General features: G+C 52.3%; 14 protein-coding genes. 11 read left to right on the top strand and 3 right to left on the bottom strand.

Annotation, left to right across the window (positions count from 1 at the left end):
• Positions 1-11: 11 nt before the first annotated feature.
• On the bottom strand, positions 12-959 hold the full coding sequence (cyoA, locus tag ACQ3G7_RS06100) for a cytochrome o ubiquinol oxidase subunit II (RefSeq protein WP_430889196.1): 948 nt from the start codon (positions 957-959) through the stop codon (positions 12-14).
• 542 nt (positions 960-1501) lie between these two features.
• Between cyoA and ACQ3G7_RS06095 the strand changes: the two genes are divergently transcribed.
• Both ACQ3G7_RS06095 and ACQ3G7_RS06090 read left to right on the top strand, forming a co-directional pair.
• A complete protein-coding gene (locus ACQ3G7_RS06095; RefSeq protein WP_430889195.1) occupies positions 1502-3208 on the top strand; it encodes an Hsp70 family protein in 1707 nt (568 codons plus the stop codon).
• Position 3209: 1 nt separating this feature from the next.
• Positions 3210-4541 carry a hypothetical protein gene (locus tag ACQ3G7_RS06090; RefSeq protein ID WP_430889194.1) on the top strand — a complete coding sequence of 444 codons (1332 nt, stop codon included), beginning with the start codon at positions 3210-3212 and terminating at the stop codon, positions 4539-4541.
• 40 nt (positions 4542-4581) lie between these two features.
• Here ACQ3G7_RS06090 and ampG read toward each other — a convergent pair whose 3' ends face one another.
• Positions 4582-6057, bottom strand: a complete 1476-nt coding sequence (gene ampG, locus ACQ3G7_RS06085; protein WP_430889193.1) for a muropeptide MFS transporter AmpG — start codon at positions 6055-6057, stop codon at positions 4582-4584.
• 40 nt (positions 6058-6097) lie between these two features.
• Positions 6098-6676 carry a lipoprotein gene (locus ACQ3G7_RS06080; RefSeq protein WP_061497181.1) on the bottom strand — a complete coding sequence of 193 codons (579 nt, stop codon included), beginning with the start codon at positions 6674-6676 and terminating at the stop codon, positions 6098-6100.
• A gap of 303 nt (positions 6677-6979) precedes the next feature.
• On the opposite strand from ACQ3G7_RS06080, the gene bolA reads away from it, so the two are divergent.
• The 9 genes from bolA to ACQ3G7_RS06035 all read left to right on the top strand — a co-directional run bounded on the left by bolA (position 6980) and on the right by ACQ3G7_RS06035 (position 17394).
• Positions 6980-7297 carry a transcriptional regulator BolA gene (gene bolA, locus ACQ3G7_RS06075; protein WP_061500132.1) on the top strand — a complete coding sequence of 106 codons (318 nt, stop codon included), beginning with the start codon at positions 6980-6982 and terminating at the stop codon, positions 7295-7297.
• 350 nt (positions 7298-7647) lie between these two features.
• Complete coding sequence (gene tig, locus ACQ3G7_RS06070; RefSeq protein ID WP_263097795.1) at positions 7648-8946, top strand: trigger factor; 1299 nt, start codon at positions 7648-7650, stop codon at positions 8944-8946.
• Between the two features lie 282 nt (positions 8947-9228).
• Positions 9229-9852: an ATP-dependent Clp endopeptidase proteolytic subunit ClpP gene (clpP, locus tag ACQ3G7_RS06065; protein WP_017458886.1), complete on the top strand. Its 624-nt coding sequence runs from the start codon at positions 9229-9231 to the stop codon at positions 9850-9852.
• Positions 9853-9979: 127 nt separating this feature from the next.
• A complete protein-coding gene (gene clpX / locus ACQ3G7_RS06060) occupies positions 9980-11254 on the top strand; it encodes an ATP-dependent protease ATP-binding subunit ClpX (protein ID WP_263097794.1) in 1275 nt (424 codons plus the stop codon).
• Between the two features lie 183 nt (positions 11255-11437).
• Positions 11438-13792: an endopeptidase La gene (lon, locus tag ACQ3G7_RS06055; RefSeq protein ID WP_263097793.1), complete on the top strand. Its 2355-nt coding sequence runs from the start codon at positions 11438-11440 to the stop codon at positions 13790-13792.
• A 210-nt stretch (positions 13793-14002) separates the two neighbouring features.
• Complete coding sequence (hupB, locus tag ACQ3G7_RS06050) at positions 14003-14275, top strand: nucleoid-associated protein HU-beta (protein ID WP_007373541.1); 273 nt, start codon at positions 14003-14005, stop codon at positions 14273-14275.
• A gap of 206 nt (positions 14276-14481) precedes the next feature.
• Positions 14482-16353 (top strand): peptidylprolyl isomerase, encoded by a 1872-nt coding sequence (gene ppiD, locus ACQ3G7_RS06045; RefSeq protein WP_430889192.1) that lies wholly within the window; start codon positions 14482-14484, stop codon positions 16351-16353.
• 157 nt (positions 16354-16510) lie between these two features.
• Entirely contained in the window at positions 16511-16891 is a 381-nt protein-coding gene (locus tag ACQ3G7_RS06040; protein ID WP_430889342.1) for a helix-hairpin-helix domain-containing protein, read from the top strand.
• A gap of 95 nt (positions 16892-16986) precedes the next feature.
• On the top strand, positions 16987-17394 hold the full coding sequence (locus ACQ3G7_RS06035) for a YbgC/FadM family acyl-CoA thioesterase (protein ID WP_263097791.1): 408 nt from the start codon (positions 16987-16989) through the stop codon (positions 17392-17394).
• Positions 17395-17452 lie beyond the last annotated feature (58 nt).

Below are 17452 nucleotides of genomic sequence, written 5' to 3'. Positions count from 1 at the left end.
TCCTCGGCCCCTTAGTGAGAGCTTTCCGCGTGGCTCATGTCCATGCCTTCCATCCCTTCGTGCTCGCTATGCTCGCCCGCAGGTTGGGTCATGTCCATGCTCTTGCCGTGGCCCATAAATTTGTTGATAACGTCTTTAAACAAATCGGGTTTCACGCTGGAGAAGTATTCAACCTTGTTGTATTCGCTTGGCGCAGCAATCTTCTCGTATGCCGCCATATCAGTGATGGCGTTCGAAGATTGTTTTGCTGTGGCGACCCACTGGTCGAATGCGGCGCGGTCCGGCGTAGCAATGGCTTTAAACTTCATACCGGAGAAGCCTGGTCCGCTATAGCTGGCGGAGATGCCATCATAGGTACCGGCTTCGTTGGCGATGAGATGCAATTTGGTTTGCATACCGGCCATCGCATAAATCTGGCTGCCCAGACGCGGGATAAAGAACGAGTTCATCACGGAGTTGGAGGTCACTTTGAATTCCACTGGCGTGTTCGCCGGGAAGGCGATCTCGTTTACGGTGGCAATGCCCTGTTCCGGGTAGATGAAGAACCATTTCCAGTCCATCGCGACCACTTCAATCGTAATTGGGTGTTCGTCATGTACCAGTGGTTTGCTCGGCTCGAGCGAGTGGGTGGTTTTCCAGGTCAATACGGCAAGGAACAGGATGATCAGAATCGGCACCGTCCAGACCACAGCTTCCACTTTATTGGAGTGTGACCAGTTAGGGCTATACTTCGCATCTTTATTGCTCGCACGGTACTTCCAGGCGAAACCAACGGCCATCAAGATGGCGGGAATAACGACAATCAACATCAGGCCAAAAGCCGTCAGTATCAGCGAACGTTGCTCCAGTCCAATCTGTCCTTTGGGGTCAAGAAGTGCAGAATCGCAACCACTGAGTAAAACAGTGCTGGCGATTAATGACAACCATCCCAAACTTTTATTGTATTTCCTGAGTCTCATTTAACGACCTCAATTCCACGGGATCTGGTGGCGCTTAAAGTGTGCGGGCATTTTACGGAAAGGTTACGTTACTGTAAACATGATTGGCATTGTGTCAGTAAGGTGTTACTGGGTTCTGCCGTTTATGTCACACGGAATGCAACAATCTGTAAAATCGGGCATTCGCACAGCCAGAGATTGAGATTATAACGAAAATATTACATTACAATCAGCGTTGAGGGTAAATTGGTATAACCAATCAATCAAATAAACATTTAATTAACATTTATCCAGCAATTACTGCACATTATTGGAACCAATGTGAAACGCGATAATTAATTACAGTGCTGAATCGTTAAAGAATAGACTTTAATTTAAAGGGCACAAAATAATTAAAGAAAAAGTATCCGTAACACGATAAATAACGATTATGCCGTAATGTAAATAACGCTTATTTATTGAGCATAATAATAACGATGGTGAATTGTTTTGCGGCGTTTTTATCTTCTGAATTGATTTTAAAGCGAAATATTACGGACCCGTCATGGCGAAGGAATGAAGTTGTGAGAGAAGAAAAAATATCTCCCATTATTGGTATCGATCTGGGCACCTCTAACAGTGCTGTCTCCTGGTTTGAACACGGCTCCCCGCGACTGATCACGGGCTCGCAGGGCGAACGCTTAACGCCATCCGTTGTCGGGCTGGATGATGAAGGGAACCTGATCATCGGCGCTGCGGCCAAAGCCCGGCTTGTCAGCCATCCACAGATGACCGTCGCCAGTTTCAAACGTTATATGGGCACCGATAAAACCTGGACGCTCGGTGAACGCCCGTTTCGCGCGGAGGAGTTGTCTGCGCTGGTGTTGCGAAAACTCAAAACGGATGCGGAAGTCGCGCTGGGTTGCCCGGTTAACCGTACGGTGATCACCGTTCCCGCCTATTTTAACGATGCGCAACGTAAAGCGGTAAAGGCCGCCGGGAAACTTGCCGGCCTTCACGTTGAGCGCCTGCTTAATGAACCGACAGCGGCAGCGCTTGCGTATGGACTTGCCGACAATAGCGAACAAAAATTTCTGATCTTCGATCTTGGCGGCGGCACTTTTGATGTGTCGATTGTCGATATGTTCGAAGGGGTTATCGAAGTCCGCGCCAGCAGCGGCGATGCCTGGCTGGGCGGCGATGACTTCACCGATACGATTCGTCAATGGATGCTCGTGCAGTCGCCTGCGCTTGCTGATGTGCCTTTAACCTGTGCGGCTGAACTGACTGCCCTGGCCGAAACGCTCAAACAGACGCTGAGTATGCAGGACAGCGCTGCGGCACAGCTCACTTATGCCGGTGTCACACATCAGTGGACCTTGCAGGCGGAAACTTTCGCGGAGTGTGCTGCGCCTTTACTGGCGCGGCTGAAAAAGACCGTTGTTCAGGTATTACAGGATGCGCAGTTTGATGCTCGCGAGCTCGATCATATCATCCTCGTTGGCGGCGCAACGCGTATGGTGTTGGTGCGCCAGCTGGCCACGCGGATGTTTGGCCGCTTCCCACGTAATGAACTGAACCCGGATGAGGTCGTCGCGCTGGGGGCAGGTGTACAGGCCGGGCTTATTGCGGAAGATCGTGCGCTGGACGATATCGTACTGACCGATGTTATGCCCTATTCGCTGGGCGTTGCGGTCGGCAAGCGGCTGGAAGGCGGCAACATCGACGCGGGGTATTTTATGCCGCTGATTGAGCGTAACGCCTTTGTACCGGTCAGCATCGTGGAAACATTCTCAACGCTACAGGATAACCAGCGGGCAATCGAGATTGCGGTTTATCAGGGCGAGGCCCGGCGGGTCAGTGACAATTTACTGCTTGATCGTATGCAAATCGATATTCCCGCACGTCGCGCCGGAGAAGTGAGCGTCGATGTGCGTTTTACCTACACGCTGGATGGCATTCTTGAAGTGGAGTGCACCCTGCAGGGGGAGGCGAAGACATCGACGATGATCATCGAAAAAGCGCCGGGTGTATTAAGCGAAGAGGAGATTGCCGAACGCCTGCGTCAGCTTGATGGCCTGAAAATGCGCCCGCGCGATGTGCCGGAAAATCGTCAGTTGCTGGCTGAGGCCTCTCGCCGTTATGAGCAGCTTTTGGGGGAGCGCAGATTGATGCTGGATCACTACACCAGCCAGTTTGAAATGGCGCTGAACAGCCAGGATGTACGCCATATCGCCAGTGCACGCGAGGCGTTACGCCAGGTGCTTGCGCAGTTTGATGACGGGATGTGATGTGATGACGATTTGGGAAACCCTGGGCATTGATGCCACTTCGGATGATGCAGCTATCCGCCGCGCGTATGCTCGCCAACTTAAACTGCACCGTCCTGACAAAGATCCTCAGGGATATCAGGAACTGCGGGAAGCCTTTGACCTGGCAAAGCGGTATGCCAGTGGTATGACCCTATGGCAGACCGACGCTGTTGAAGAGGACGAGCAGCCTGTGGCTGCATCTTCTGCTACAGAAGATTACCTGCAACTTCTGGAGAAACATCACGACGTCGATTTGCACCCTGGCTGGCAGCATGATGCGCTGGAAGATGACGCGGAACGTTTTTCCGTCAGGTTGCTGGCGGATGAGTTCTCTACCCTGAATGCGTTAAGGCATTATCTGGAGCATGAACTGCCTGATGCGCTGGAGGCGCGCAGTGTCTTCAGCCAGGCGCTTGCACAGGCATTAAGCCAGCGTGAAGGGATAACTCGCGGACTGATTAATGCCGTTTCTGAAATCATGGGCTGGGGGCTGGAAAACTACCGTGCCCGCCAGTTATCGGGGCAGGTCATTGAGGCCCTTGAAACGCAGATTGCACTTAGCGAGGCCAATGACTATTGGGCGTTTCTTTCCCGACAGGGCGATGAGGATGGCGACCGTCAGGCAAAGCTGGCATGGCGGATACTGAGCGGCGAGATCAGGTCATTACCCTGGTGGACGAGGTTAATCCCCGGTTTTATTCAAGCGTTAACGGGGCAGCTTTCAACCATTAAGCAGTACCATCCGCAATTACTTGCTCGGGTGAACCCGGCGTTACAGCAATCACTCTCCACACCGACGCTTGCGGTAAGCTGGGACGGCATTGTTGTGCTCTGGTTCTGGGGATTTTCACTCTGGCTGGAAGTTTCACGGTCACCGTCGGCAGTCGGGCAGGCTGCGGTGATGCTGGTGATGATTGTGATCTATCTGTGGGGCGTGCCTCTTCTTCTTGAAGGATACGCACAAAGAAAAGTATTAGCGCGCGTGCTGTTGCCCGTCTTTTGGCTGCTGGGATGGGCGATTATGGCCGTGCCGCTGTTTCATCTCGGTCAGCTGCTGTTCACCTATCCACCCACCGAAAAGGGCCCGGCGCGACTCGTGATGTTTGGTGTGGTCCTTGCTTATCCCGCCTGGTGGCTGATCCGCAGAAATCTCTACCGCTGGTATGCAATGCCCCTGAAAGGCGTCTCCACGATGATCATGTTGCCGATCCTGTTTCTCCGGCATTTCTCGCCCACCATGGCGGCCGTTGGGATATTACTTTTGCCAATATTCTTCAGTCATGTCGTTCGTTGGTTGTTTTTCTTCGGATAATCAGCCCTCGCGCTTGCCATCGGTGCGGCAAGCGCGAGGCTCAGATGAGTTGCGTTTTACGTAGCGCCAGCAAATCCAGAACACCGCCGAAAAGAATGCCTGCAATAGCCAGCAACGCGCCCCATTCCAGTAAACGCACGCCAAACGCCCACTCCGCCAGGCCGGTGGCGTTGACAATCAGCACCACCAGCCAGCCTCCCAGCAACAGGCAACCCACACTTAATATGCGCAATGCCAGTTGATAGGCCGCCGCGTATTCAGTGCGCCGCATAAAGCTTTCGGTGCGCTGTGTAAACTCCAGCGTTTTCTTGCACATCACCAGCAGTATCAGGCCGGGCACGGCGGCAACAATAGAGAACAGGTAGAACGTTGACCAGTTATACGTCTCCACAAACCAGCCGGCGAGAGGGCCAACATATACCCGACCGACAGCGGAGAGCGCCGAAAGCAGGGCGAACTGGGTTGCAGAGAAAGACTTGTTGCAGAGCGACATTAGCAACGCGACGAAGGCTGCCGTCCCCATGCCGCCGCACAGGTTCTCGAAAAACACGGCGGCGCCCATGGTGATAATGTCTTTCGCTGTTACCGACAGCAGCCAGTAACCGGCATTGGAGATGGCTTGCAGTACACCAAATATCAGCAGCGCGCGAAACAGCGACAGTCGCTGCATTAATACGCCACCAAAGAGGGCGCCGACGATGGTGGCGGCAAGCCCCAGCGTTTTGTTCACCACGCCAACTTCGCCCGCATCGAAACCGACGCCGCGAATCAAAAACGTGGTGGTCAGACTCATGGCAAAGGCATCGCCCAGCTTATAAAGGACAATCAATAGCAGGATCAGCCAGGCATTATTACGCCCAAAGAAATCACGCAGCGGTTCGACTACCGCACGCTCCAGCGTTTTCGGCACCGGGATCACATCTGTTGGCTCCGGCGCCAGCAGCGTGGAAATAATGCAGGGGATGAGCAGCGCCGCCATGAGCCAGTACATACCCTGCCAGCCCAGCCAGCGATCCGCCAGCCACAGCGCCAGACCGCCGGAAACCAGCATCCCGAGACGATAACCCAGCACGCTTATCGCTGCGCCAGCGCCGCGCTCTTCAAAGGGCAAGACATCGGTTTTCCAGGCGTCGAACACGATATCCTGAGATGCGGAGCAGAAAGCGATAACCACTGCCAGCGCCGCCATCCAGCGCAGGTGGTTGGCCGGATCGAGAAAACCCATACCGGTAATAGCGACCAGTAACAGAAGCTGGGTCAGCAGTAACCAACCGCGACGCCGCCCCAACACAGGCGGGGTATAGCGGTCCATCAGCGGTGACCACAGAAATTTAAACACGTAAGCCTGGCCGACGAGAGAAAAGAATCCGATGGTTTTTAGATCGATATTCTCAACGGTCATCCACGCCTGGAGCGTGCCGCTGGTCAACGCGAGTGGCAAACCGGAAGCAAAACCGAGTATCAGCAAGATGGCTGATCTGGGTTGTGTGAATATGCGTAAGTAGTGACTGGACATGAGTGAAAAACTGGCCCGGCAGAACCGGGCCAGAAATGGATTAACGGGCGTTTTGCTTGATGAAGTCGTGAATGCTGGTGTCCTGAGACATATCAGCAATAGTGTCGGTCAGCACGCTGTTAACCGCATTGGCAATTTTGGTGTTGGTGGCATCAAACGCGCCTTCAACATTGTAGCTTGCGCGGTAGTTCTTGGTCATCTTGTTGCCATTTGCTGCGGTAGCGATGATGGCGATATCCGCTTTGGTGGCGATGCTGTAACGCACGTTGCCCTGGGAAACATCGGCATACAGTTGGTTAACGATGATTTGCAGGTTAACCGCACCGTTCGGCCCAATCATATAACCGCGCGCGGTCATCTGTTTCTCCAGCACTTCCTGCAGCAGGAAACGCAGATCGCGGGATGCCGTCAAGGTCACCAGTTGGTTGTCGCGGGTCACTTTGGCCAGCGCCTGATCCTGACGTTGATCCGCGCCGTTAATGCTGACGGTAACGCCCATCAGGCTCGGATCCTGCTGCGGCAGGGAGATTTTCGGAGAAACGTCAATAGTGGATGGCGGGGTAGCGCAACCTGCCAGCATAAATAATGCGACCAACGGGAAGAGAAGTTTTTTTAACATGTTCATGCTCTCAAGGGATCGTAAGCTTTTATGGAGAAAATTCTCGCCATCATAACATCGCCGCCGTCAAGGGGAAGTCCTCAACGCATGTAAATTCATCGTCTTGTCCTTTTTTTCGGCGCGAATAACCTCTTTAACCGCAAACCTGGGCAAAAGTGATGACGGTTTTAGTAGAGATCATCCTCTTGGACGAGAAAATCAGACGAACGCTAATTTTTTGTTGTTTTATTGTTACGAAGACGGTAAAAGCGGCTAACATTTAAAGAGATGGCTGGCATCTCAGCGTTGTCGGAGGTGTATATCATGATGATGCGTGAACAAATTGAAGAAAAGCTAAAAGCTGAATTTGAACCCCTGTTTCTGGAGGTCGTTGATGAGAGCTATCGTCACAATGTTCCTGCCGGTTCTGAAAGTCATTTCAAAGTGGTGCTGGTAAGCGATCGCTTTACCGGCGAACGTTTTCTCAACCGCCATCGCATGATTTACGGTACGTTGACAGCAGAACTGTCTTCAACGGTGCATGCACTTGCGCTGCATACCTACACCCATAAAGAATGGGAAGGGTTGCAGGACACCCTCTTCGCCTCGCCGCCCTGTCGCGGAGCCGGAACCCACGCCTAGAAAACCAGGTTGCAACAGGCTGAACTTTTCCAGTATGTTGCATGCAGATTATGTGAAAACGGCCTACGGGCCGTTTTGTTTTGTCTGAATTTTGAGCGAGAAACGCAATTTTTTGAGCGAAATTGCTTCAGAAGTGTGAAAAATGGCGCAGCTTTGCGGCATTCCCGTTCTCGACTCATATCTGTGATGCCGCTATAATGCTGCGTCTTATTTTTCGGAATGTCTCCGGGATGATTCTGACGACAGGGAATGTATATCTGATTTGAGAGAACATTCCGGTTCTGCAAAGCGAAAAGGTTTGCTTCGCAGAGTAGAGTTGACCGAGCACTGTGATTTTTTGAGGTAACAAGATGCAAGTTTCAGTTGAAACCACTCAGGGCCTTGGGCGCCGCGTAACGATTACAATCGCTGCTGACAGCATCGAGACCGCTGTGAAGAGCGAGCTGGTCAACGTAGCGAAGAAAGTTCGCATTGACGGCTTCCGTAAGGGCAAAGTACCGATGACCGTCGTTGCTCAGCGTTATGGCGCATCTGTTCGCCAGGACGTGCTGGGCGACCTGATGAGCCGTAACTTCATCGACGCGATCATCCAGGAAAAAATCAACCCGGCTGGCGCACCGAACTATGTTCCGGGCGAATACAAACTGGGCGAAGACTTCACTTACTCCGTTGAGTTCGAAGTGTATCCGGAAGTTGAGCTGAAAGCGCTGGACACCATCGAAGTTGAAAAACCGGTTGTCGAAGTGACCGACGCTGACGTTGACACCATGCTGGAAACCCTGCGTAAACAACAAGCGACCTGGAAAGATAAAGACGGCGCTGTTGACGCAGAAGATCGCGTTACCGTTGATTTCAGCGGTTCTGTTGACGGTGAAGAGTTCGAAGGCGGCAAAGCCACTGATTTCGTGCTGGCTATGGGCCAGGGCCGTATGATCCCGGGCTTCGAAGACGGTATCAAAGGTCACAAAGCGGGCGAAGAGTTCACCATCGACGTGACCTTCCCGGAAGAATACCATGCTGAAAACCTGAAAGGTAAAGCAGCGAAGTTCGCCATCAACCTGAAAAAAGTTGAAGAGCGCGAACTGCCGGAGCTGACCGAAGAGTTCATCAAACGTTTCGGCGTTGAAGATGGTTCTGTTGCTGGTCTGCGCGCTGAAGTGCGTAAAAACATGGAGCGCGAGCTGAAAGGCGCCGTGCGTAACCGCGTGAAATCTCAGGCTATCGAAGGTCTGGTTCAGGCTAACGAAATCGACGTGCCTGCTGCGCTGATCGACAGCGAAATCGACGTTCTGCGCCGCCAGGCTGCACAGCGTTTCGGCGGCAACGAGAAACAGGCTCTGGAACTGCCGCGCGAGCTGTTCGAAGAGCAGGCTAAACGCCGCGTTGTTGTTGGTCTGCTGCTGGGCGAAGTGATTCGCACCAACGAGCTGAAAGCTGACGAAGCCCGTGTGAAAGGCCTGATCGAAGAGATGGCGTCTGCCTACGAAGATCCGACCGAAGTTATCGAGTTCTACAGCAAAAACAAAGAGCTGATGGACAACATGCGTAACGTCGCGCTGGAAGAACAAGCGGTTGAAGCGGTTCTGGAAAAAGCGAAAGTGACTGAGAAAGCCACTTCCTTTAACGAACTGATGAACCAGCAGGCTTAATCGACTTCTGCGATAGCTAAAATCAATAAGCCCGTCACCTGCAGGTGACGGGCTTTTTTTATCGCATCGACATTATCAGATCTGTGCTAAAAGAGCGTTTCAGTGTTAGCGTAACAGCAAAAGATTGTTATGCTTGAAAACAGGCAGTGTCATCCCCACTAAGGGAATAGTGACAGTAAAACTCTGGCTGATATCCGTCCGTGAGCGGTCATAGTCAGACCCCGCTCACTCAAGTACAATCAGTACAGCAGGTTTGTTTATTTTTATATCCAGGAGACGGAAATGTCATACAGCGGCGAACGAGATAACTTTGCACCCCATATGGCCCTGGTGCCAATGGTTATTGAACAGACCTCACGCGGTGAGCGCTCTTTCGATATCTACTCCCGTCTTCTCAAGGAACGCGTGATTTTCCTGACCGGCCAGGTTGAAGACCATATGGCGAACCTGATTGTGGCGCAAATGCTGTTTCTGGAAGCGGAAAACCCGGAAAAAGACATTTACCTGTACATTAACTCACCGGGCGGGGTGATCACCGCCGGGATGTCTATTTACGACACCATGCAGTTTATCAAGCCGGACGTCAGCACCATTTGTATGGGGCAGGCCGCGTCAATGGGCGCATTCCTGCTGACGGCTGGCGCAAAAGGCAAGCGTTTCTGCCTGCCGAACTCACGCGTCATGATTCACCAACCGCTGGGCGGTTATCAGGGGCAGGCGACGGACATTGAGATCCACGCCCGCGAAATCCTGAAAGTGAAAGGGCGCATGAATGAACTTATGGCGCACCACACGGGTCAATCATTAGAACAAATTGAACGAGATACTGAACGTGACCGCTTCCTTGCTGCGCAGGAAGCCGTGGAATACGGCCTGGTTGATTCAATTTTAACCCATCGTAACTAATGCCCTGGCTGCATGTGCCGCTATACTATTCAGTACAAGCGGCATAATGCTTGAGTAACGTTTTGCGCCTGGAATGGCATTTGCGTCGTCATGTGCGGCACAAAGAACAGATAAGAGGTTTTGACTCATGACAGATAAACGCAAAGATGGTTCGGGCAAACTGTTGTATTGCTCTTTTTGCGGCAAAAGCCAGCATGAAGTGCGTAAGCTGATTGCCGGGCCGTCCGTGTATATCTGCGACGAATGTGTTGATCTGTGTAACGACATTATTCGCGAAGAGATTAAAGAAGTTGCGCCGCACCGGGAGCGCAGCGCGCTGCCGACGCCACATGAAATTCGCCACCATCTCGATGATTACGTGATTGGTCAGGAACAGGCGAAAAAAGTGCTGGCAGTGGCGGTGTATAACCACTACAAACGTCTGCGCAATGGCGACACCAGCAATGGCGTGGAACTGGGCAAAAGCAACATTCTGCTGATCGGGCCGACAGGTTCCGGTAAAACGTTGCTGGCGGAGACGCTGGCGCGCCTGCTGGATGTTCCGTTTACGATGGCCGACGCCACCACGCTGACCGAAGCGGGCTATGTGGGCGAAGACGTCGAAAACATTATTCAGAAGCTGCTGCAGAAGTGCGATTACGACGTACAGAAAGCCCAGCGCGGGATTGTCTACATTGATGAGATCGACAAAATTTCCCGTAAATCGGATAACCCGTCGATCACCCGTGATGTTTCCGGCGAAGGCGTACAGCAAGCGTTGCTGAAACTGATTGAAGGCACCGTGGCTGCCGTTCCGCCGCAAGGGGGTCGTAAACACCCGCAGCAGGAGTTCTTGCAGGTTGATACCTCCAAAATCCTGTTTATTTGCGGTGGTGCATTTGCTGGCCTCGACAAAGTGATTTCTCACCGTGTTGAAACCGGCTCCGGCATTGGTTTTGGCGCGACGGTGAAGGCCAAATCAGAAAAAGCCAACGAAGGCGAACTGCTGTCGCAGGTTGAGCCGGAAGATCTGATCAAATTTGGTCTGATTCCGGAGTTTATTGGCCGTTTGCCGGTAGTGGCAACGCTGAATGAGCTGAGCGAAGAAGCGCTGATCCAGATCCTGAAGGAGCCGAAAAACGCCCTGACCAAACAGTATCAGGCGTTGTTCAATCTGGAAGGTGTGGATCTGGAGTTCCGTGACGAAGCGCTGGATGCCATCGCTAAAAAAGCCATGGTGCGTAAAACTGGTGCGCGTGGTCTGCGTTCGATTGTTGAAGCCGCGCTGCTCGACACCATGTACGATTTACCGTCGATGGAAGATGTCGAAAAAGTGGTGATTGATGAGTCGGTGATCGCCGGGCAAACCAAGCCGTTGCTGATTTACGGCAAGCCGGAAGCGCAGCAAGCATCTGGTGAATAATTCATCAATTCATACAATCAGTTAATCAAAAAGGGGGGATTTTATCCCCCCTTTTATTTTTCCGTATTCCCGCCGTTGAATGTGTGGGAAACATCCCCATATACTGCTTTACATGTTAATGGTGCGTGTTGCACAGTCACGTCACCTGATTACCTGGCGGACTTTAAACTAAGAGAGAGCTCTATGAATCCTGAGCGTTCTGAACGCATTGAAATCCCCGTATTGCCATTGCGCGATGTGGTGGTTTATCCGCACATGGTCATTCCGTTATTTGTGGGACGGGAAAAGTCTATCCGTTGTCTGGAAGCGGCCATGGACCATGATAAAAAAATCATGCTGGTTGCGCAGAAGGAAGCGTCAACGGATGAGCCGGGTGTAAACGATCTTTTCACCGTCGGGACCGTGGCGTCTATTTTGCAGATGTTGAAACTGCCTGATGGCACTGTAAAAGTGTTGGTCGAAGGGCTGCAGCGCGCGCGCATCACGACACTTGCTGATGACGGCGAGCACTTCTCAGCGAAAGCAGAATACCTGGAATCCCCCGCCATTGACGAGCGTGAACAGGAAGTTCTGGTACGCACAGCCATCAGCCAGTTTGAAGGCTACATCAAGCTGAACAAAAAGATCCCCCCGGAAGTGCTGACGTCGCTGAACAGCATCGACGATCCGGCCCGCCTGGCGGATACCATCGCTGCGCATATGCCGCTGAAGCTGGCGGATAAGCAGTCCGTGCTGGAGATGTCCGACGTGAATGAGCGTCTGGAATATCTGATGGCGATGATGGAGTCTGAAATCGATCTTCTGCAGGTTGAGAAACGTATTCGCAACCGCGTGAAAAAGCAGATGGAAAAATCCCAGCGCGAGTACTACCTGAATGAGCAAATGAAAGCCATTCAGAAAGAGCTGGGCGAGATGGATGATGCGCCGGACGAAAACGAAGCGCTGAAGCGTAAAATCGATGCGGCGAAAATGCCGAAAGAGGCGAAAGAGAAAGCCGAATCCGAGCTGCAGAAGCTGAAAATGATGTCGCCGATGTCAGCGGAAGCGACGGTGGTGCGCGGCTATATCGAATGGATGGTGCAGGTACCCTGGAATGCCCGCAGCAAGGTCAAAAAAGACCTGCGTCAGGCGCAAGAGATCCTCGACACTGACCATTACGGCCTTGAGCGCGTGAAAGACCGCATTCTTGAGTACCTTGCGGTACAAAGCCGTATGAACAAACTCAAAGGGCCGATCCTGTGCCTGGTAGGACCGCCGGGGGTAGGTAAAACCTCTCTGGGTCAGTCCATTGCGAAAGCCACAGGGCGTAAATACATCCGAATGGCGCTGGGCGGCGTGCGTGACGAAGCGGAAATCCGCGGTCACCGTCGTACCTACATCGGCTCTATGCCGGGCAAACTGATCCAGAAGATGGCGAAAGTGGGGGTCAAAAACCCGCTGTTCCTGCTCGATGAAATCGACAAGATGTCGTCTGACATGCGTGGCGATCCGGCTTCTGCATTGCTGGAAGTGCTGGATCCGGAGCAGAACGTGGCGTTCAGCGATCACTACCTGGAAGTGGACTACGATCTCAGCGATGTGATGTTTGTGGCGACCTCCAACTCCATGAACATTCCGGCGCCACTGCTGGATCGTATGGAAGTGATCCGCCTTTCCGGTTATACCGAAGACGAAAAACTGAACATTGCCAAACGCCATCTGCTGACAAAACAGATTGAGCGTAACGCACTGAAAGAAAGCGAATTGACGGTAGATGACAGCGCAATCGTCGGCATCATTCGTTACTACACCCGTGAAGCGGGTGTGCGTGGTCTGGAGCGTGAAATCTCAAAACTGTGTCGTAAGGCGGTTAAACAGTTGCTGCTGGATCCGTCTCTCAAACACATTGAGATTAATGGTGACAACCTGCATGACTATCTGGGCGTTCAGCGCTTCGATTATGGTCGCGCTGATGACGAAAACCGCGTGGGTCAGGTCACCGGTCTGGCGTGGACGGAAGTGGGCGGCGACCTGCTGACCATCGAAACCGCGTGTGTACCGGGTAAAGGCAAACTGACTTATACCGGCTCGCTGGGCGAAGTGATGCAGGAGTCTATCCAGGCGGCGCTCACGGTCGTACGTGCGCGTGCGGAGAAACTGGGCATTAACGGTGATTTCTACGAAAAACGTGATATTCACGTTCACGTTCCGGAAGGGGCGACGCCGAAAGATGGCCCGAGCGCGGGTATTGCGATGTGCACCGCGCTGGTTTCCTGCCTGACCGGTAACCCGGTTCGTGCGGATGTGGCGATGACCGGTGAAATTACCCTGCGTGGTCAGGTTCTGCCGATCGGCGGTTTGAAAGAAAAACTGCTGGCTGCGCACCGTGGCGGCATTAAGACTGTTCTGATTCCTTACGAAAACAAACGTGACCTGGAAGAGATTCCGGATAACGTCGTGGCTGATTTGGATATTCATCCGGTCAAGCGTATTGAGGAAGTTTTGAGCCTTGCGTTGCAGAATGAACCCTTTGGTATGCAGGTTGCGACGGTAAAATAGTGACCTCGCGCAAAGTGCGTTGATAAAAACAAGGCTGGTGAGTGAATTCGTACTTGCCAGCCTTTTTTTGTATAGCTAATTTAGATTGCTGGTTGGGTGTGTCATCAACAACTGGTGTTGTAAGGGCATGAGAGGCCTGATATAACTGCTGCGCGGTCGCGCTGTGAAGGATGCAGGTGCGATATAAATTATAAAGAGAGGAAGAGAAGAGTGAATAAATCTCAACTGATAGACAAGATTGCCGCAGGTGCCGATATCTCTAAAGCTGCGGCTGGACGTGCGTTAGATGCTTTAATTGCTTCCGTGACCGAATCACTGAAATCCGGGGACGATGTGGCACTGGTAGGTTTTGGTACTTTCGCGGTTAAAGAGCGTGCTGCCCGTACTGGTCGCAACCCTCAGACCGGTAAAGAAATCACCATTGCCGCAGCGAAAGTTCCGGGGTTCCGCGCAGGTAAGGCACTGAAAGACGCGGTAAACTGATCGTTTATCCCCTGAGGGATAGCGGTAAATATCAAGGGCGCATCGCGAGATGTGCCTTTTTTTTTATCCGAATGTACTTTCTGCGAGTTTATCCGCATTGTGGGCTAACAATTGCCCCGTTTTCTTGTCAGAATACGCGTTCACGCGCAGCGGGCAACTGTGCTGCCTGAGATATAAAGTCACCTACAGCGGAGTGTTGTTACACCATGATGGACAATTTACGCGCGGCGGCGAATCACGTCGTGCTCAAGATCATTCTGGGTTTGATTATCGTGTCATTCATTTTGACTGGCGTGGGTAACTACCTGATTGGCGGTAACAATAATTATGCCGCAGAAGTTAATGGCCAGGAGATTGGCCGCGCACAGTTTGAAAACGCCGTGACCGGTGAACGTAACCGTATGGCGCAGCAACTGGGCGATCAGTTTTCAGAACTGGCCGCTAACGAAAACTACATGAAATCTGTACGCCAGCAGGTGCTCAATCGCATGATTGACGAAGCGCTGCTGGACCAGTACGCCAAAAAGCTAAACCTTGGTATCAGCGATGAGCAGGTGAGAAAAGCCATTTTCTCGACCCAGGCTTTCCAGTCCAACGGCAAATTTGATAATGCCCGTTTCAACGCTCTCGTAAACCAAATGGGCATGAGTGCCGATCAATACGCGCAGGCATTGCGTAACCAGTTAACCTCCCAGCAGTTGATCAATGCGGTCGCAGGCACTGACTTTATGCTGAAAGGTGAAACGGATGAGCTGGCGGCGCTGGTCGCTCAGCAGCGCGTTGTGCGCCAGGCGGTGATTGACGTTAATGCACTGGCGGCCAAACAGACTGCCAGCGATCAGGAAATTGCCAGCTATTACGATCAGAACAAGAGCCGTTTTGTTTCACCGGAGCAGTTCCGCGTGAGCTACATCAAGCTGGATGCAGCAGCGATGCAGGAAAACGCCAGCGATGCGGAAATTCAGGCTTACTACGATCAGCATCAGGATCAGTTCACTCAGCCGCAGCGTAATCGTTACAGCATTATCCAGACCAAAACGGAAGATGAAGCTAAAGCCGTACTGGATGAGCTGAATAAAGGCGCTGATTTTGCGACCGTTGCGAAGGCGAAATCCTCTGACATTATCTCTGCCCGTAATGGCGGTGATATGGGGTGGCTGGAAGAGGGGACAACCCCGGATGAGTTGAAAAACGCGGGTCTGAAAGAGAAAGGCCAGCTGTCAGGCGTGATCAAATCCTCTGTCGGTTTCCTGGTCGCGCGTCTTGACGACATTCAGCCCGCGCAGGTTAAGCCGCTTAACGATGTGCGCAGCGAACTGGCAGAGAAAGTGAAACAGGAAAAAGCGCTGGATGCCTGGTATGCACTGCAGCAGAAAGTGAGCGAAGCCGCGAGCAACGATAATGAATCCCTTGCCGGCGCAGAGCAGGCAGCAGGTGCTAAAGCGGTGCAGACCGGGTGGTTCGGTCACGATAACCTGCCGGAAGAACTGAACTTTAAACCAGTGAGCGACGCCATTTTCAACGGTGGTCTGGTTGGGCAGAACGGCGCGCCAGGCAGTAACTCCGATATCATTACTGTTGATGGCGACCGCGCATTCGTGCTGCGTATTACCGACCATAAAGCGGAAGCCATCAAACCGCTGGATGATGTAAAAGCGCAGGTTAGCGAGATCGTGAAGCATACCAAAGCGGAGCAGCAGGCGAAGCTGGATGCGGACAAACTGGTTAGCGACCTGAAAGCGGGTAAAGGTGATGATGCGCTGAAAGCGGCAAGTCTGAGCTTTGGTCAGGCAAAAACGCTGGGTCGTGTAGGTCAGGATCCGATCAGCCAGGCTGCCTTTAACCTGCCGTTGCCGGCGCAGGACAAACCCTCCTTCGGCACCGCCAGCGATCAGCAGGGCAACGTTGTGATTATCGCGCTGGACGAAGTTAAAGCAGGCAGCATGCCGGATGCGCAGAAGAAAGCGATGGTTCAGGGCATCACGCAGAATAACGCGCAGATCGCTTTTGAAGCGCTGATGAGTAATTTACGTAAAGAAGCCAAAATCAAACTTGGCAGCATGGCTGAGCAGCAGTAAGCCGCAAGGGTTCGAAGAACCTCTCAAAAATTTGCAACGTTTTGCAATCTTCAAAGGCCGCTTTCGCGGCCTTTTCCATTTTATGATTTTGCCGTTTGTCCGTTGTTACTCTCCTGGGTATTGTTGTCTTGCTTTTGAAAACAAAGGAGAAAACAGGATGAAACATGGAATCAAAGCACTTTTAATTACCCTTACCGTTGCATGCTCGGCACTGAGTCACAGCGCACTTGCCGCACCTGCGGCAGGGGCAAAACCGCCGATGACACAGAGCAAAAGCGATGCCTCTTCTTCGCTGCAGGTAAAAGCGCAGGATTCGGCAAAAACAACGGAAGAGGAGGATGGCGCCCGGATCAGCATTAATAGTGCCAGCGCTGAAGAACTGGCGAGAGTGATGAATGGCGTCGGTCTTAAGAAGGCGCAAGCCATTGTCAGCTACCGTGATGAATACGGCCCCTTCAAAACGCTGGAGGATCTTAAACAGGTGCCAGGAATGGGCGGCGCACTGGTTGAACGCAACCTGTCACACCTGAAACTGTAAGGTGCTTGCGTAGTCGAAAATCTTTGCCAGAATAAAGAGGTCATACCAGTATGACCTCTGTCTCTATAACAATAAACGGTAAAGGTTAACGCGCTATGCAGACTCAAATCAAAGTTCGTGGTTTCCACCTTGATGTGTACCAGCACGTCAATAATGCCCGCTATCTTGAATTCCTCGAAGAAGCGCGCTGGGATGGACTGGAAAACAACGACAGTTTTAAGTGGATGACCGCCAACAACATCGCTTTCGTGGTGGTCAATATCAACATTAATTATCGTCGCCCGGCGGTGCTTGGCGATGTGTTAACTGTGACCAGCCACGTTCAACAGATCAATGGTAAAAGCGGGGTGTTGAGCCAGGTTGTTACGTTAGATCCGGATGGGCAGGTTGTTGCGGATGCGCTGGTGACATTTGTCTGTATCGATCTGAAAACCCAAAAAGCGCTGGCGCTGGAAGGCGAACTACGGGAAAAACTGGAAAAGATGATCCGTGAAGGAGACTGAGTAAATACCCTGGTCGTATTGTCAGTTTGCAGACCGGATCTTTCACGTGCGTCCGGTC

It is taken from the genome of Kosakonia sp. N21 (assembly GCF_050587465.1).
Lineage (GTDB): Bacteria > Pseudomonadota > Gammaproteobacteria > Enterobacterales > Enterobacteriaceae.
This window is presented reverse-complemented; position numbering and strand designations above follow the sequence as displayed.